The organism is Stenotrophomonas sp. SMYL11 (genome assembly GCF_036320005.1).
GTDB lineage: Bacteria > Pseudomonadota > Gammaproteobacteria > Xanthomonadales > Xanthomonadaceae > Stenotrophomonas > Stenotrophomonas maltophilia_A.
Genome location: NZ_JAWIRS010000003.1, coordinates 354192 through 371735 on the forward strand (window position 1 = coordinate 354192; position 17544 = coordinate 371735).

The 17544-nt window shown below is 66.8% G+C and carries 13 protein-coding genes; 10 read left to right on the forward strand and 3 right to left on the reverse strand.

Annotated features, from left to right (window positions below):
* Positions 1-69: 69 nt before the first annotated feature.
* The 3 genes from V3B46_RS08490 to V3B46_RS08500 all read right to left on the reverse strand — a co-directional run bounded on the left by V3B46_RS08490 (position 70) and on the right by V3B46_RS08500 (position 7772).
* Positions 70-3192: an efflux RND transporter permease subunit gene (locus V3B46_RS08490; protein ID WP_329891665.1), complete on the reverse strand. Its 3123-nt coding sequence runs from the start codon at positions 3190-3192 to the stop codon at positions 70-72.
* A 31-nt stretch (positions 3193-3223) separates the two neighbouring features.
* The gene (locus tag V3B46_RS08495) at positions 3224-6457 is read right to left on the reverse strand and encodes an efflux RND transporter permease subunit (protein WP_329891666.1); all 3234 of its coding nucleotides are present in this window, start codon (positions 6455-6457) and stop codon (positions 3224-3226) included.
* 73 nt (positions 6458-6530) lie between these two features.
* Positions 6531-7772, reverse strand: a complete 1242-nt coding sequence (locus V3B46_RS08500; protein WP_329891667.1) for an efflux RND transporter periplasmic adaptor subunit — start codon at positions 7770-7772, stop codon at positions 6531-6533.
* Between the two features lie 186 nt (positions 7773-7958).
* Here V3B46_RS08500 and V3B46_RS08505 point away from each other — a divergent pair, with 186 nt between their 5' ends.
* The 10 genes from V3B46_RS08505 to V3B46_RS08550 all read left to right on the forward strand — a co-directional run bounded on the left by V3B46_RS08505 (position 7959) and on the right by V3B46_RS08550 (position 17513).
* Positions 7959-9278, forward strand: coding sequence for a M20 family metallopeptidase (locus V3B46_RS08505; RefSeq protein ID WP_032973396.1), 1320 nt, complete (start codon positions 7959-7961; stop codon positions 9276-9278).
* Positions 9279-9872: 594 nt separating this feature from the next.
* Positions 9873-10691, forward strand: coding sequence for an NADPH-dependent 7-cyano-7-deazaguanine reductase QueF (gene queF / locus V3B46_RS08510; protein WP_329891668.1), 819 nt, complete (start codon positions 9873-9875; stop codon positions 10689-10691).
* A 219-nt stretch (positions 10692-10910) separates the two neighbouring features.
* On the forward strand, positions 10911-11204 hold the full coding sequence (locus V3B46_RS08515) for a LysM peptidoglycan-binding domain-containing protein (RefSeq protein WP_005419771.1): 294 nt from the start codon (positions 10911-10913) through the stop codon (positions 11202-11204).
* 42 nt (positions 11205-11246) lie between these two features.
* Entirely contained in the window at positions 11247-11759 is a 513-nt protein-coding gene (locus V3B46_RS08520) for a hypothetical protein (protein ID WP_032130280.1), read from the forward strand.
* 134 nt (positions 11760-11893) lie between these two features.
* Complete coding sequence (locus V3B46_RS08525; RefSeq protein ID WP_329891669.1) at positions 11894-12424, forward strand: hypothetical protein; 531 nt, start codon at positions 11894-11896, stop codon at positions 12422-12424.
* 229 nt (positions 12425-12653) lie between these two features.
* Positions 12654-14876 (forward strand): NADP-dependent isocitrate dehydrogenase, encoded by a 2223-nt coding sequence (locus V3B46_RS08530; protein ID WP_329891670.1) that lies wholly within the window; start codon positions 12654-12656, stop codon positions 14874-14876.
* A gap of 308 nt (positions 14877-15184) precedes the next feature.
* Positions 15185-16150: a hypothetical protein gene (locus V3B46_RS08535; protein ID WP_329891671.1), complete on the forward strand. Its 966-nt coding sequence runs from the start codon at positions 15185-15187 to the stop codon at positions 16148-16150.
* Positions 16143-16691, forward strand: a complete 549-nt coding sequence (locus tag V3B46_RS08540; protein WP_329891672.1) for a GTP-binding protein — start codon at positions 16143-16145, stop codon at positions 16689-16691. Before V3B46_RS08535 ends, V3B46_RS08540 begins: the two co-directional genes overlap by 8 nt.
* The gene (locus V3B46_RS08545; RefSeq protein WP_154264623.1) at positions 16684-17100 is read left to right on the forward strand and encodes a roadblock/LC7 domain-containing protein; all 417 of its coding nucleotides are present in this window, start codon (positions 16684-16686) and stop codon (positions 17098-17100) included. The genes V3B46_RS08540 and V3B46_RS08545 overlap by 8 nt, the downstream gene beginning before the upstream one ends.
* A 53-nt stretch (positions 17101-17153) precedes the next feature.
* A complete protein-coding gene (locus tag V3B46_RS08550; protein ID WP_005419760.1) occupies positions 17154-17513 on the forward strand; it encodes a hypothetical protein in 360 nt (119 codons plus the stop codon).
* Positions 17514-17544 lie beyond the last annotated feature (31 nt).

Sequence of the window (17544 nt, forward strand, 5' to 3'; positions counted from 1 at the left end):
GCTGTACGGAGAACGCCGGCCAGCGGCCGGCGCTACCAGTAGACCCACGCCATGCGTGGATGGGCCCTTCTACGCCCGTTGCGCGCGCTTGAGCAGCTTCGCTTCGCGCCTGCGTGCGCGACGTGCCCGCCAGCGTTCGGCCAGGCAGGAGAAGATCACGTACAGCGCCGGCGTGCTGAGCAGGGTCAGGCTCTGCGAGAACAGCAGGCCGCCGATCATCGCGATACCCAGCGGACGACGCAGCTCGGACCCTTCGCCCAGGCCGATCGCCAGCGGAACCGCCGCCAGGATCGCCACCATCGTGGTCATCATGATCGGGCGGAAACGCACGATGCTGGCCTCGCGTGCCGCTTCACGCGGTGCCAGCCCATGCTCGCGCTGCGCCACCAGCGCGAAGTCGATCATCATGATCGCGTTCTTCTTGACGATGCCGATCAGCAGCACCAGCGCGATCATCGAGATCACCGACAGTTCGGTGTTGGTGCCGAACAACGCCAGCAGCGCACCCACGCCCGCCGCCGGCAGCGTGGACAGGATGGTGACCGGGTGGATCAGGCTCTCGTAGAGCATGCCCAGCACCAGGTACACGGTCAGGATCGCGGCAAACACCAGGATCAGCATGTCGCTGGGGTCGGAGTTGAAGCCGAAGCCGGCGTCATCAGCCAGGCGGATGTCGCCGGGCATGCGCATGCCGGCCACGGTCGCGTCGATGATCGCCTTGGCCTCACCCATGCTCACGTTCGGCGCCAGGTTGTAGCTGAGGTCCATCGTCGTGTACTGGTTCTCATGGGTGATCTGCGAAGGCGCCAGCCCCGGCACCTGCTTGGCCACCGCCGTGAGCGGCACCATGTCGCCGTTGCGCGCACGCACATGCACCTCGTCCAGCGCCGCCGGTGTAGCGGTCTGCGAGGGCAGGGCGTTGACCACCACGCTGTACTGGTTGATGTCCGAATAGATGGTCGAAATCTGGCGCTGGCCGAACGCGCCGTACAGGGCGCCGTCGATGGCGCCGACCGAAACACCCAGGCGGGCCGCCTTGGCACGGTCGATCTCGATGTTCTGGCGCAGCCCGGCATTGTCCACATCGGTGCCGACATCGCGCAGCTTCGGGTTCTTCTTCAGCTCCGCCTGCAGCTTGGGCAGCCATTCCTGCAGTGACGCCAGGTCATTGCCCTGCAGCGAGATGCGGTACTGCGCACCCTGGCTGGAGCCACCGCCATCGTTGCTGGGCAGGTCCTGGATCGCGCGCAGGCGCAGCTGCAGGTCCGGGTAGCGGTCGGCCTTGGCGCTCAGTCGCGCCAGGGCATGTGCGGTGGTTTCGCGGCGGCCTTCCTTGCGTGATTTCAGCTCGACGTTGAACTGTGCGCTGGAGCCCTGGCGACCGCTGCCCAGGCGTACACCCACGGTCTTCACCGCCGGGTCGGCCATCAGCATGTCGGTGATGCGGCGCTGGCGGCTGACCATGTCCTCGAAGGATACGGTGGCGCTGGAGTTGGCGCGGCCCCAGATCAGGCCGGTGTCCTGCGGCGGGAACGCGCCCTTCTTCACCGCGCCGAACAGGAAGACGGTGGCACCGATCAGCAGCAGCGGCGTCAGCGACAGCAGCAGCGCATGCCGCAGCGAGAAATCCAGGAACACGGTGTAGATACGCAGCATGCGCTCGTGGCCGGCATCCAGCCAACGGCCGAAGCGCGACGGCGGCGCCGTGTGGTCGTGGGCGCTGAGGAAGCGGCTGCACAGCGCCGGGGTCAGCGTCAGCGAGACGATCATCGAGACCACGATGGCCGCCACCAGGGTGACGGTGAACTCGCGAAAGAACGCACCCATCATGCCGCTGGCGAACAGCAGCGGGATGAACACCGCCACCAGCGAGGCGGTGATCGAGACGATGGTGAAGCCGATCTCGCGCGCGCCGGTCAGCGCCGCCTGCATGCGCGGCATGCCTTCGTCGAGGTGGCGCATGATGTTCTCGATCACCACGATCGCATCGTCGACCACGAAGCCGATCGCGATCACCAGCGCCAGCAGGCTCAGGTTGTTCAGGGTGAAGCCCATCACGTACATCATCAGCGCGGCACCGGCCAGCGACAGCGGCACGGTCACCGCGGCGATCAGCGTCGGTGCCAGCCGGCGCAGGAACAGCGCCATGGTCAGCACCACCATCGCCAGGCTGATCAGCAGAGTGATCTGCACTTCATGCAGCGACGAGCGGATGGTCGGCGTACGGTCGAAGTACGGCGTCATCGTGGTGCCCGGCTGCAGGTAGTCGCGCAGCGCGGGGATCTGTGCCTTGACCCGGTCCACGGTCTCCACGATGTTGGCGCCGGCGCGGGTGAACACGTACATCACCACCGCTGGCTTGTGGTCGAACCATGCCGCCTGGTAGGCATCCTGCTGGCCGTCGTAGACGTTGGCGATGTCCTTCAGCCGGATCACCCGGCCATCGCCCTGGGTCTTGACCACCAGGTCGGCGAAGTCGGCGGCGCGGGCGACCGAATCGTTGGCGATGATCGCGGTGGTGGTGTTGCCATCGCTGAGGAAGCCGGTGGGCGAGGTCACGTTGGCCGCGCGTACGGCGTTGCGCAGGTCGTCGGCGGTCAGGCCGAGTGCGTTCATCAGGCGCAGGTTGACGTCCACGCGTACCGCCGGCGTCGACGCACCGGCGATGTCGACCGAGGCGACGCCGCTGATCTGGCGGATGCGCTGCGCCAGCAGCGAGTCGGCCACGTTGTACAGCTCGTCGGCCGACTGCGTCTGCGAGGTGAGCGCGATGGCGATCACCGGGTCGTCGTTCGGGTTCGCCTTCTGGTACATCGGCGAGCCCATGCCCGAAGGCAGGTCGGCCTGCGCCGAGTTGATCGCGGTCTGTACGTCCAGCGCGGCCGAATCGATGTTGTGGCCGCTCTGGAAGATCATGAACACCAGCGAGCTGCCTTCCGAGCTCGATGAGCGCATGCGGTCGATGCCCGGCAGCTGGCCGAGATGACGTTCCAGCGGCGCGGTGACCGTGGAGGCCATGGTTGCTGCATCGGCACCGGACTGGCTGGCGTGCACGAAGATCACCGGGATCTCGATGTTCGGCAGCGCCGACACGCCCAGTCGCAGGTAGCAGATCAGGCCGACCATGAACAGGCCGATGGCCAGCAGCGCGGTGCCGATCGGGCGGCGGATGAAGGGGCCGGACAGGTTCATCGTGCGGTCCCCCGCAGCAGCGGGGCGTGGATCATGCCTGCGGCTCCTGCAGCGAACCGTCGCGCAGTGCGCGCTGCTCGCGGCGGCGGGCCAGCCATTCGGAGAAGCGCTCCATGTACAGGTAGATCACCGGCGTGGTGTACAGGGTTACCAGCTGCGACAGCAGCAGGCCGCCGACGATGGCGATGCCCAGCGGGCGGCGCAGCTCCGAACCGATGCCGGTACCCAGTGCCAGCGGCAGCGCGCCGAGCATGGCCGCGGCGGTGGTCATCATGATCGGGCGGAAGCGCAGCAGGCAGGCGCGGCGGATCGCTTCATGCGCGTTGGCGCCGGCGCGGCGAGCCTCGATCGCAAAGTCCACCATCATGATGCCGTTCTTCTTGACGATGCCGATCAGCAGCACGATGCCGACGATGCCATCCACCGACAGGCTCAGCCCGCACAGCATCAGTGCCAGCAGCGCGCCGACACCTGCCGGCGGCAGCGTGGAGATGATCGTGATCGGGTGGATGTAGCTCTCGTAGAGCACGCCCAGCACGATGTAGATCACCACCAGCGAGGCCAGCAGCAGCCACACCACATCGGTCTGGCTGCCGGTGAACTCGGCAGCCTTGCCGATGAATTCGGCATGCAGGTGTGCGGGCATGTCCAGGCTGTCCTTGGTCTCCTGGATTGCACGCACGGCTTCGGACAGCGAATAGCCCGGCGCCACGTTGAACGAGACCGTCACCGCCGGCAGCTGCTGCTGATGGCTGACCAGCAGCGGCGCACTGCTGACCTTGCCTTCGGCCAGCGCCGACAGCGGGATGATGTTGCCGGCGCCAACGGTGATGCCGGTGTTCTGCGCGCCGATGCCGGTGGCGGTCGACGAGTTCGACGAGGTGACCTGGCCGAAGCTGGTGGCATTGGTGCCGGTCAGTGCGCCTGCACCGTTGGACGCCACCGCCAGCTGTTCCATCAGCGCGGTGCTGGTGCGGAACTCCGGCGCCACTTCCAGCACAACCCGGTACTGGTTGAGTTCGGTGAAGATGGTCGAGATCTGGCGCTGGCCGAACGCATCGTAGAGGGTGTCGTCGATGGTCTGCATCGGCACGCCCAGCACGCTGGCCTTGTCGCGGTCGATGTTCAGTTCAAGCGCGCGGCCCTGGTTGGACAGGTTGTTGTCGACGTCGGCCAGCTCCGGGCGCTTGCGCAGCGCTTCAGTCAGGCGCGTGGCCTGGTTGGCCACGGTCGCCGGATCGACGTCCGACAGCGAGTACTGGTACTCGGTGGCGGCCACGCGGGTGTCCAGGGTCACGTCCTGCACCGGCTTCAGGTACAGGGCCACGCCCGGAATACCGGCGACGGCCTTCTGCAGGCGCGGCAGAATGTTGTCCAGGCCGTCGCGCTCGCCGCGTTCCTTCAGCACGATCGACAGCTGGCCCTGGTTGAGCGTGGGGTTCATGCTGCCGGCACCGATGAACGCCGACACGCCGGTCACGTCCGGGTCCTGGCGCAGTGCTTCGGCCACCTGCCTGGTGCGCTGCTCCATCTGCGGGAAGGCGATGTTCTGGTCAGCCTGGACCACGCCGGTGATCAGGCCGGTGTCCTGTTCGGGCAGCAGGCCCTTGGGAATCAGCACGTACAGCAGCACGGTCAGCACCAGTGCGCCGCCGGCCACGGCCAGGGTCAGGCGCTGGTGGTCCAGCACCCAGTCCAGGCTGCGCTCGTACAGGCCGACGGTGCGCGTCCACAGGTTCTGCTTGCCGGCCGCCGCCGCACGCTCATGTGCGTCCTCGCCTTCGGGCAAGGCGTCGGGCTTGAGCAGGTAGGCGCACATCATCGGGGTCAGCGTCAGCGAGATCAGCATCGACAGCACGACGGCGATGCTCAGCACCCACGCGAACTCATGGAACAGGCGGCCGGTGACGCCGGGCATCAGCAGCAGCGGCAGGAACACCGCCACCAGCGAAACGGTCAGCGACAGCACGGTGAAGCCGATCTGGCGCGCACCGATTTCGGCCGCTTCCTTGCCACTCTTGCCCTGCTCGATGTAACGCACGATGTTCTCGATCATCACGATCGCATCGTCGACCACGAACCCGGTGGCCACCACCAGCGCCATCAGCGAGAGGTTGTCCAGCGACATGCCGGCAAAGGCCATCACCGCGAAGGTGCCGGCCAGCGACAACGGCACCGCCACCGAGGGAATGATCGTGGCCCACAGGCGGCGCAGGAACACGAAGATCACCGCCACCACCAGGCCGATGGTCAGGATCAGGGTGAACTGCACCTCATGCACCGAGGCGCGGATGGTCTCGGTACGGTCGTTGAAGATCTCCAGGTGCACGTCGGCTGGCAGCACGCCCTGCAGCTGCGGCAGGATCGCGCGGATGCGCTCGACGGTCTGCACGATGTTGGCGCCGGGCTGGCGGCGCACTTCCAGCAGCACCGCCGGCTTGCCATCGGCCCAGGCGGCCAGCTGGTCGTTCTCCACGCCATCCACCACGTCGGCCACGTCGGACAGCCGCACCGGGCGGCCGTTCTTGTAGCTGATGATGGTGTCGCGGTATTCAGCGGCGCTGGCCAGCTGGTCGTTGGTGCCGATGCTGTAGGACTGGGTCTTGCCGTTCAACGAACCCTTGGGCGCATTGACGTTGGCCTGGGTGAGCGCGCTGCGCAGCTCCTCCATGGTCAGGCCCATGTTCGACAGCTGCGCCGGATTGACCTGGATGCGCACGGCGGGGCGCACGTTGCCGGCGATCGACACCAGGCCCACGCCCTGCACCTGCGACAGGCGCTGGGCGAGGATCGAGTCGGCGTAGTTGTTGACGTCACGCAGCGGACGCGTGTCGGAGGTCAGCTTCAGGGTGACGATGGCCGCGTCGGCCGGGTTCACCCGGTTGTAGACCGGCTGGTACGGCAGCGAGGAGGGCAGGGTGGCTTGGCGGATCGCCGCCTGCACGTCCTGCGCGGCGATGTCGATGTCGCGGTCCATCGAGAACTGCAGGATGATCGTCGACAACCCGGCCGACGAGTCGGAGGTCATCAGCTCCAGCCCGGAGATCTGCCCGAACTGGCGCTCCAGCGGCGTAGTGACCAGCGAGGCCATGGTGGTGGCGTTGGCGCCGGGGTACTGGGTGGTGACCACCAGGCTGGGCGCATCGATTTCCGGCAGCGCCGACACCGGCAGCTTGCGGTAACCGAGGATGCCCAGCAGCAACAGGCCCGCCATCAACAGCGAGGTGGCGATGGGGCGGCGGATGAAGATCGTCGAAAAGCCCACGGACTGATCCTTGCTGGCACTTCAATGGCAGCGCCGGCAGGCTTGCCGGCGCGGGAAGGTCAGTGGCCTGCGCTCAGCGCGGGCCACCACCGCGACGGCCACCGCCGCTGTTCTTCTGCTCGGCGGCCTTCAGTTCGGCCTCGGTCGGTGCGACCGGGGTCTCGCCCGGCTTCAGCGCGGTGACCTTGCTGCCCGGCTTCAGGCGGAACTGGCCTTCGCTGACCACCCGTTCGCCGCCCTTCAGGCCTTCGGCGATCTGCACCTGGCTGTCGCCCACTTCCACGCCGCTGCGCACGGTCTGCATCTTCACCGTGTTGTCGCCCTGCACCACATAGACGTACTCGCCGTCCGGGCCACGCAGCACCGCCTGGGTCGGGATGACCACGCCGCCGGCAATCGTGCGCAGCTGCATGCGCACGTTGACGAACTGGCCCGGCCACAGGCCGTTGTCGGTGTTGTCGAAGATCGCGCGCGCCTTGAACGTGCCGCTGTCGGCACTGATCAGGTTGTCGACCACGTCGAGCTTGCCGTCGCCGGACAGCACGTGCGAATCGGCGCGGTCCAGTGCCGCGACGGGTACCGCACCGGCGGCCTGCGCCTGGCGCACATCGCCGAGCTGGCGCTCGGGCAGGTTGAACAGCACGTGGATCGGATGGATCTGGGTCAGCGTGACCAGCGCGGTGCCGGCGTTGACCACGTTGCCGGCGTCGACCGCGCGGATGCCGGCGATGCCGGTGATCGGCGCGGTGACCCTGGTGTACTGCAGCTGCACCTGCGCCGAGCGCATGCTGGCCTCGTTCGCCGCGACTGCGCTTTCGTACTGTGCCACTTGGTTTCGCTGTGTATCCAGATCGGTCTTGGCGACGAACTGGCGATACTCCGGCGCGTTCGAGCGCTGGTAGTTGGAACGCGCGGTGGCCAGCAGCGCCTCGTTCTGGCGCTTGGAGGCCACGGCCTGGTCATAGCTGGCCTGGGCGGTGCGCGGGTCGATCACCGCCAGCACATCGCCCTTCTTCACTTCCTGGCCTTCGCGGAAATTCAGGCTCATCAGCTGGCCGCCAACCTGCGGGCTGACGGTGACGGTGTTCATTGCGGTCACCGTACCCAGCGCGCTGGCATAGACCGGCACGTCCTGGCGTGCCGCATTCACCACAGTCACCGGCACCGGGCCGGCATCCGGGTCTTCACCGCCCTGGCGCGCAGCTGCCGCCGGGCCACCGGCCTTGTCCTTGCCCCCGCCGAGTACGCGCAGGCCGACCACGGCCAGCACCAGTACCGCCACGACCAGCAGCACGATCTTCCAAACACGTGACATTCAAGGACTCCAAGAGGGCTGGACGGGGCACGGCCCCGGTTGGCAATGCGCAAAGCATACCTGCGCCACATCACGTTTCCTGCATGACGGATGGGACGGGCGCTAAGACCGGATCCGGCCGCGGAGGTTCCCGTAGCGGCGGTGTTGCCCTACATTCAGCTGGAACCCCCTGCCGTGGAGATCGTGATGCGCCGTTCGTTGCTGCTGTCCGCCCTGCTGCTGGCCTTGCCGGCCCTCGCCCATGCCCAGGACGCGCAGCGCCCGGAAGTGACCGCCGCCGCCCAGCGCCTGCAGGCCAAGGTGGTCGAATGGCGCCGTGACTTTCATCAGCACCCGGAGCTGTCCAATCGCGAGGTGCGAACCTCGGCCGAGGTCGCCAAACGCCTGCGTGCGATGGGCCTGAAGCCGAAAACCGGCATCGCCCACCACGGCGTGGTGGCGATCATCGAAGGCGGCAAGCCCGGGCCGAAGATTGCCCTGCGCGCGGACATGGACGCGCTGCCGGTGACCGAACAGACCGGCCTGCCGTTCGCCTCCAAGGCCACCGACCAGTACCGCGGGCAGACCGTGGGCGTGATGCATGCCTGCGGCCATGACGCGCACACCGCCACCCTGCTCGGCGTGGCTGAAGCGCTGGTGTCGATGAAGAAGGATCTGCCGGGCCAGGTGATGCTGATCTTCCAGCCGGCCGAAGAGGGTGCACCGCCGCCGGAAGAGGGTGGTGCCGCGCTGATGCTGAAGGAAGGCCTGTTCGCCGACTTCAAGCCTGAAGCCGTGTTTGGCCTGCATGTGTTCTCCAGTGTGCAGGCTGGGCAGATCGCGGTACGCGGTGGCCCGCTGATGGCCGCCTCGGATCGTTTCGGGATCAAGGTGATCGGTCGCCAGACGCATGGCTCGGCGCCGTGGAACGGTGTTGATCCGATCGTGGCCACCGCCGACCTGGTCGGCACCGCGCAGACCATCGTCAGCCGTCGCGCCAACCTGTCCAAGCAGCCGGCGGTGCTGACCTTCGGCGCGATCAACGGCGGCATCCGCTACAACATCATTCCCGATGAAGTGGAGATGGTCGGCACCATCCGCACCTTCGACGAAGGCATGCGGCAGCAGATCTTCGCCGACCTGCGCAACGTGGCCGAGCACACCGCGGCCGCGCACGGTGCCAAGGCGGTGACGGACATCTACGAGTCGGAGGGCAATCCGGCCACGGTGAACGACCCGGCGCTGACCGCGAAGATGCTGCCGAGCCTGCAGGCGGTGGTGGGCAAGGACAACGTGTACGAGCCACCGCTGCAGATGGGTGCGGAGGATTTCTCGCTGTACGCGAAGGAGGTGCCGGGCATGTTCTTCTTCGTCGGCTCCACCAGCGTGGGCATCGACCCGGCGACGGCGCCGGCCAATCATTCGCCGAAGTTCCTGCTGGATGAGAAGGCGCTGGATGTGGGACTGCGCGCGCTGCTGCAGGTGAGCCTGGATTACTTGAACGGTGCCGGCACTCCTGCTGGCTGAGAGTTTCCGGCAGGGCTTGCAGCCCTGCACCCACCGAAGCAACGGCAACGTCAACGGCAAAAGCGGTGCTGGATTTCTGTTGGTTGGGCGGGGCGGTGTGGGCCTGCAGGACACGCCGTAAAGCCGTCCGTGGGGGCTCGATGGCGCCTTGCTGGTGTGCGCGTTCCTGCGCACACGGCAAGACCGGGGTTGGGCGTCCTGCCCAACCCGCCCGAGGCATGCCTCGGGCCCATGGCGCCAACGGTCCTGCAGGCCCACACCGCCCCGCCCCCGACAGGTTCACGCGGCTGTTGGTAGGTGTCGACCTTGGTCGACACGGGCAGACATCCGGAATGTCTGAAGGCTTTTGATTTTGATTTTTCTGATCTTTCCCGTGGTGGCGCGGGAAATTGTCCGTGGCCGGGAGGGTGGGCTGGCTGGGGGCGTGAGCCGCATGGATGCGGCGACCGAGCTTACATGGACGTACTTGCAGCGGCCCCCAGCCAACCCACCCTCCCGGCCGACCCCGAGATCCTGCCCTGAACCACCATGGAGGGGCTCCGCCGTTGGCCGGCCCGGCCGAAGGCCCGCCGTCCGCGCGATACAATGCCCCCCATGAACACCCCACAGGATTCCAGCCTCGGTCGCGAGGTCAGTTACCCGTCGCAGTACGATCCCGGCCTGCTGTTTCCCATCCCGCGCATCGGCGCCCGCGCCGAGATCGGCCTCGATGACGCCGCGCTGCCGTTCGTCGGCCACGACCGCTGGCATGCCTTCGAACTGAGCTGGCTCGACCCGCGTGGCAAGCCGCAGGTCGCCGTGGCCACCGTGCAGGTGCCGTGCACATCACCGCGGCTGATTGAATCGAAGTCGTTCAAGCTGTACCTCAACTCCCTCAACAGCACCCGCATCGACAGCGCCGAGGCACTGCGCGAGCGCCTGGTGGCTGACCTGTCTGCCTGCGCCGGTGCGCCGGTCCAGGTCGAGTTCGGCCTGCCGGGCCTGCGCGAGACGCCGCTCGGTGAATCCATCGACGGGCTGGACGTGGAGATCGACTGCTACGGCCCGCCGCAGGCGGACTTCCTCGCCGCCGATGCGGGTGAGGTGGTGGAAGAGACCCTGGTCTCGTCGCTGCTGAAGTCCAACTGCCCGGTCACCGGCCAGCCGGACTGGGCCACGGTCAGCCTGCGTTACCGCGGGCCGAAGATCGATCGTGCTGGCCTGCTGCGCTATCTGGTCAGCTACCGCGAGCACGCCGAGTTCCACGAGCAGTGCGTTGAGCGGATCTTCAGCGAGGTGACTTTGCGCTGCCAGCCGCAGTGGCTGGAAGTGGAGGCCCGCTATACCCGCCGTGGTGGCCTGGACATCAATCCCTGGCGCGCCAGTCCCGGCATCGCCGCCCCGGCCGCGACCTACCGCGAACTGCGGCAATAACTGCCTCAGGCGGATACGGGTAGTGCCGGCCGCTGGCCGGCAACCGCAAGGAGCCCGCATCCAGGGCCCGGGGCACCCCCCCACCGGGCGGGCCGACCCGGCACCCGGGCTCCCGATTGTTCAGCCGCCCCCGGGGGCGGCTTCACATCTGCACCATCCCCATTTAACAACCGCCATGGCACCGTGCGAACCACGTAGTCATGCAGACGGGAGTTGTGGATGAGTACCGAGAAGAAAGCCGATTTCTCCGGCGTCAGTGGCAGCGTCGACAGTACCGCCGAGCAGGTGCCGAAGGCGGACTTCTCCGGCGTCAGCGCCTCGGTGGACAGCACCGCAGACGTTGTCAGCGGCGGCACCTATACCGTGCAGAAGGGTGACTCGCTGTCGAAGATCGCCAAGCAGCATCTGGGCGACGCCAATGCCTGGAAGAAGATCTTCGAAGCCAACCGCGATGTGCTTGATGACCCGGACAAGATCTTCCCGGGCCAGACCCTGAAATTGCCGCCGAAGTAAGCCGGCCGAACGTCGTCCGACAATCCCTGGGAGGAACCCCGAATGATCAAGACCACCCCGCTCCAGACCGCCCTGATCGCCGCCCTGCTGGGCAGCGTCGCCTTGGTCGGTTGCAAGAAGAAAGAAGAGTCGACCGACAGCAACGCCGCTCCGGCAGCGACCGCTCCGGCCGAACCGGCAGCACCCGCACCGATGACCGGCGCGCCGCCGCCGATGGCCGAAGCTGCTGCGGTGAGCGTCTCGGCGGTCACCGTCGGCAAGACCGCAGCCGCCGACAAGTCGGTTGCGACCACGGCATTGTTCGCACCGAAGGACGACGTCATCGTCTCGGTCAAGACCGACGGTGCCGCCAACAATGTCACTGTTGGCGCGAAACTGACCTACCAGGACGGCCAGGTGGCCGGCGAACAGAACGCCACCCTGAACACCAGTGGTGCGGAAACCACCAACGTCACGTTCAAGAATGCAAAGGGCTGGCCGGCCGGCAAGTACCGCGCTGAGGTCACCGTCGATGGCAAGGCGGCCGGAACGCCGCAGGAGTTCGAGGTCAAGTAAGTCCTGCCGACTCTCTCCCGGCAGGGCTCACGATGGACGCAGCCGCGAGGCTGCGTCCTTTTTTATTGGGCGATGCCCGTTTTAGGGATGCTGGCGGGTACGCTGAACGGAACACGGACAGGTCGGGGGACAGCATGCTCAGCTGGATTGCGCTCACACTCTCAATGGGACCCGCGAATCTCTGGAGCTACAGCTGCGACCACTTCCTATACGGCGCCTGCATGCGCGTGCCGACAGGCATGTCCGTGACCTACGAGGCACCTGTTGACTTCGGCGTGCACCGCGTCAGAAGCGATGATCGGGAAGTCGCTTTGATCTACGAGGGTGATGCCCCTGAAAAGCCTGCGTCAGGAAGCACGCCGGATCTGCGCTTCACGGACGGCGGATATGTCGTGTCGGGGTATGCAAGGGCGGAAGGAGGTTCCACCCGGTACGACGTCTACGTTCGACCCGGATCGTCTGGCGCCGGTTCGCTGCACATCCGCGGCTCTGCAGCGACGTCTGATGAACTCGCCAGCCTGGCCGCCGTCGTTGGGGGATTGCGCATCTGCAACTTCCAGCAAAGCAAGCGCTCACAGACATTGACCTGTCCAAGGCATGCCGAGTGGGGGCCGCGATTGTCGGAATGGGTCATGCGTTCCTCCACGAGCGGGAAGTCGAACTAGCCATCAAGCCTCAGCTTCCAGACCGGAAGCGAGCCAACGACGAAACACAGCGGTCCAGTACCGCCGCGTATGGCGCGGCTTTGCCCCGCGGGGCTGAAAACGCGACAATGCAGGGGTTTCCCCTGCCGCGCGCCCACCCTGACGGCGGCGGGGGAAGTGACACGGTTGCACGTGGCCCGGCGCTGGCGCCGGCCTTCCCCTGAGCACTGCTACAGAGTCCAAGTCCCCCATGTCCAAGATCCTCTACACACTGACCGACGAAGCACCGTTCCTGGCCACCCAGTCGCTGCTGCCGATCGTCGACGCCTATACCTCCACCGCGGGCATCGCAGTGGAAACCCGTGACATCTCGCTGTCCGGCCGCATCCTGTCGCTGTTCCCGGAACTGCTGAGCGATGCGCAGAAGGTCAACGACGACCTGGCCGAGCTGGGCGAGCTGGCGACCACCCCGGACGCCAACATCATCAAGCTGCCGAACATCTCCGCTTCGGTACCGCAGCTGAAGGCGGCCATCAAGGAACTGCAGGACCAGGGCTATCCGCTGCCGGATTACCCGGAAACCCCGGCTGACGACCAGCAGCGCGACTACAAGGCGCGCTATGACAAGGTCAAGGGCAGCGCGGTGAACCCGGTGCTGCGCGAAGGCAACTCCGACCGCCGCGCACCGCTGTCGGTGAAGAACTATGCGCGCAAGCACCCGCACCGCATGGGCGCCTGGGCCTCGGATTCGAAGTCGCACGTCGCGCACATGGCCGCCGGTGATTTCTACGGCAGCGAAAAGTCGGCCACCCTGGCCAACGCCGGTTCGCTGAAGATCACCTTCCACGGCAAGGACGGCAGCACCGTCGTGCTGAAGGAAAAGACCGCAGTCAAGGCCGGCGAGATCGTCGACGCCGCCGTCATGAGCCGCAAGGCACTGGCCGCCTTCATCGGCGAGCAAATCGCCGATGCCAAGGCCCAGGGCGTGCTGTTCTCGCTGCACCTGAAGGCGACCATGATGAAGGTCTCCGATCCGATCATGTTCGGCGTGGCGGTCAACGAGTTCTACAAGGACGTGCTGGCCAAGCACGCCGACGTGCTGAAGCAGGCCGGTTTCGATGCGAACAACGGCATCGGTGACCTGGCCGCACGCCTGCCGTCGCTGCCGGAAGCCACCCGCGCTGCGATCGAAGCCGACCTCGCCGCCGAGTACGCACAGCGTCCGGGCGTGGCCATGGTCAACTCGGACAAGGGCATCACCAACCTGCACGTGCCGAGCGACGTGATCGTCGACGCCTCGATGCCGGCGATGATCCGCGACTCCGGCAAGATGTGGAACGCCGAAGGCAAGCTGCAGGACACCAAGGCGGTCATTCCGGATCGCTGCTACGCCGGTGTGTACCAGGCCGTCATCGACGACTGCAAGGCGCACGGCGCCTTCGATCCGGCCACCATGGGTTCGGTGCCGAACGTCGGCCTGATGGCGCAGAAGGCCGAAGAGTATGGCTCGCACGACAAGACCTTCCAGATCGCTGCCGATGGCGTGGTCAAGGTCACTGACGATGCCGGCACCGTGGTGTTCGAGCACGCCGTGGAAGCCGGTGACATCTGGCGCATGTGCCAGACCAAGGACGCGCCGATCCAAGACTGGGTGAAGCTGGCCGTCGAACGCGCCCGCCTGAGCAGCACCCCGGCGGTGTTCTGGCTGGATGCCGCCCGCGCCCACGACGCGCAGGTCATCGCCAAGGTCGAGCAGTACTTGAAGAACCACGACACCAACGGCCTGGACATCCGCATCCTGCCGCCGGTGGAAGCTACGGCCTTCTCACTGGACCGCATCCGCAAGGGCGAGGACACCATCTCGGTGACCGGCAACGTGCTGCGCGACTACCTCACCGACCTGTTCCCGATCATGGAGCTGGGCACCAGCGCCAAGATGCTGTCGATCGTGCCGCTGATGGCCGGTGGCGGCCTGTTCGAGACCGGCGCCGGTGGTTCGGCCCCGAAGCACGTGCAGCAGTTCGTTGAAGAGGACTACCTGCGCTGGGATTCGCTGGGCGAATTCCTGGCCCTGGCCGCCTCGCTGGAACACCTGGGCAACCGTTACGACAACGCTGCCGCCCGTGTGCTGGCCAAGGCGCTGGACGAAGCCAACGGCCAGTTCCTGGACAACGACAAGTCGCCGTCGCGCAAGCTGGGTGGCATCGACAACCGTGGCAGCCACTTCTACATCGCGCTGTACTGGGCCCAGGCGCTGGCCGCGCAGGACGAAGATGCTGCACTGAAGGCGCGCTTCGCTCCGCTGGCCAAGGCACTGACCGACAACGAGCAGAAGATCGTTGAAGAGCTGATCGCGGTGCAGGGCAAGGCCGTGGACATCGGCGGCTACTACCGCCCGGACGTGGCCAAGGCCAGCAAGGCGATGCGCCCGAGCGCGACCTTCAACGCCGCGCTGGAGCAGCTGCGCGGCTGATCCATCGCCGCTCGGCCGTGACATCGGAACCCGCGCTTCGGCGCGGGTTTCTTTTTGGGCCAGGATTACTGCTGCCCTTCGTCCACGCATGGCGTGGATCTGCCGGGGTCCAGAACCGTGACATCCATCGGCTGTCGGAATGCCGTCAAAGGGGCATGAAACTTGCCCGCGATGGCCGTCGCAGAACGGATAGGAGACAGTCTGCAACCGCCCTCGATCTGAGCAGTCGATCACGACGGCTGCCGCTGGCGATGCCCTAGCCTTGGCGACGCGAGGCCACCGGGGAGGTGGCCGCACGGGGAACACGGATGGCACGCGTGCTGGTAGTGGGAACCGACATCCAGGGCGAGCAGGCCCTGCTGCAGCGGCTGCGCGTGGCATCGGCCTTGCCGGACGGCCAGATCCGCCGCAGCCAGGACCTGGATGACTGCGATCTGCTGGTCATCCGCGATACGCCGGCGCTGCGCAACGCGGCCCAGCGCATGCGCCAGCAGCGTCCGCGACTGCAGTGCTGGATCGAAGACCTGGGCGGCCAGCTGCGTGACGGTGATGGGCACCAGGACGTGCTTGACGATGGTGCCATCGGCCGCGCGCTGCGCCGCATGCAGTTGGTACCGGAGCCCATTGCCATGCATGCACCTGCACCGATCCGTCTGGCCGATGGTGCACACGCCATCACCCGCCTGCTGCGCGAGCGGCTGCCGCTGCGACATGGCCAGGCACTGTTGACTGATGCGGGCGAGCCGCTGCTGCTGATGGATCTGGAGCACGACCAGGCCGTGCTGCTGCAGGAACCGGCTGCGGCGCTGGTGGAGCGTCTGGCCGATGCCTTCGAACGCCTGCAACTGGATGCGCTGACACCCGCACGCCTGCAGGCGCTGGCCGGTGAGCGACCACGCCAGCCACTGCGGCCGCTGCTGTGGCAGTGGGCACAGCGCAGCCGCCATTGGCAGTCACTGGACGAACGCCTGCGCAGCGCGTCGGTGAAGCTGCTGCGCTGGCCGGACTTCCGCGTGCTGGGGCACGACCATGATGGCTTCCGCCTGTGTTCGCTGCTGCTCAAGCGCGCGTGCACGGTTGACGAGTGCGTGATGCTGCTTGAGTTGCCGGCTGCGGCGGTGCGCGATTTCATCCATGCCGCCTACCTGTGCGGCTACGCGCAGCTGCAGACTGCACCGGCGACGCCGATGATGGCGACAGGTGCCACCCGCACCGACAACGGTCTGCTTGCCCGCCTGTGGCGGCACCTGCGCGGGAGCGAACGCAATGCGTGAGCACAAGGTGGTGGTGCTGGGCGGCATGGGCAGCGGCAAGTCGACCCTGGTACGCAGCATCGCAGCGGGCGCGGTGGTCGACACGGATGTGGCCAACAGTGATCGCCTCGGCGCCGACAAGGCGTCCACCACCGTGGCGCTGGACTACGCAGACATCGACCTGCCCAATGGCGAACGCCTGCGGTTGTACGGAACACCCGGCCAGCAGCGTTTCGATTTCCTGTGGCCGATCCTGCTGCAGGGCGCGCGTGGCGCGGTGCTGCTGCTGGATGCGCGTCGTGCCGGCATGGCCAGCGAGCTGGAAGGCTACCTGCAGGTGCTGCAGCCGTTCGCATCATCCTTGGCACTGGTCGTGGCGGTCACCCACCTGGACCAGGCACCGCAGGCCGCACTGGATGACTGGGCCGCCCGTGCCTGCCTTGACGACCAGCCGCTGCCGCTGCTGGCCGTGGATGCCCGTGAGCGCGAACAGGGACTGCTGCTGATGGATGTACTGATGAGCGAAATGGAAGCGCACGCACTGGTGGCTGCACATGGCTGACGGGCAGATGGCGGTACTGCCCGATGCCGGTCAGCGTGAGCGCCTGCAGCCCTTGCTGCAGGATCTGCTGCAGCGGGTCGAAGGCGTGCGCACGGTCGTGCTGGCCAGCGTCGATGGTTTTGCGCTGGTGAGTGCCGGTGCCGAAGGGCGTGGCGAACGGCTGGCGGCGATGACCAGCGCGATGCTGGCGCTGGCCGCAGCGGTGGGGCGCGAACTGGTGCTGGGCGATCTGCAGACGCTGATGCTGGAGGCCGCAGGCGGCAAGGTGCTGATGCTGGCGATCCAGGCCGAGGGGCGCGCACCGCTGCTGCTGATGGCGGCCTGCGACCAGCGCAGCGTGATCGGCCAGGTGCTGTGGCAAAGCAGGGAATGTGGCCAGGCGATCCTGGCCGAACTCGGCGGATCGTGAGCCCGGCCGCAGGGGAACGAGGGGCTCGAACCAACATCGACAAGGGGTGCCACGTGGCTGGATTGAATGAATCGTTGAACGCACTGATGGGCATCGACGGCGCGCAGGCAGTGGCGCTGGTCGACTACGAAAGCGGCATGCTGCTGGGCGAAGCCGGGGCCGGCATGGACATGGAAGTGGCCGCCGCCGGCAACACCGAAGTGATCCGCGCCAAGATGAAGACCGCCGCGTCGCTGAACCTCAACGACAGCATCGAGGACATCCTGATCTCGCTGGGCAAGGCCTACCACATCATGCGCCCGGTGGCGAAGAAGAAGGGCCTGTTCTTTTACATCGTGCTGGACCGGACCAAGTCCAACCTGGCATTGGCCCGGCGCAAGGTGCAGGACGTGGAGGCCGAACTGGCGATCTGAGCCACCGGCGTCTGTAGAGCCGAGCCCATGC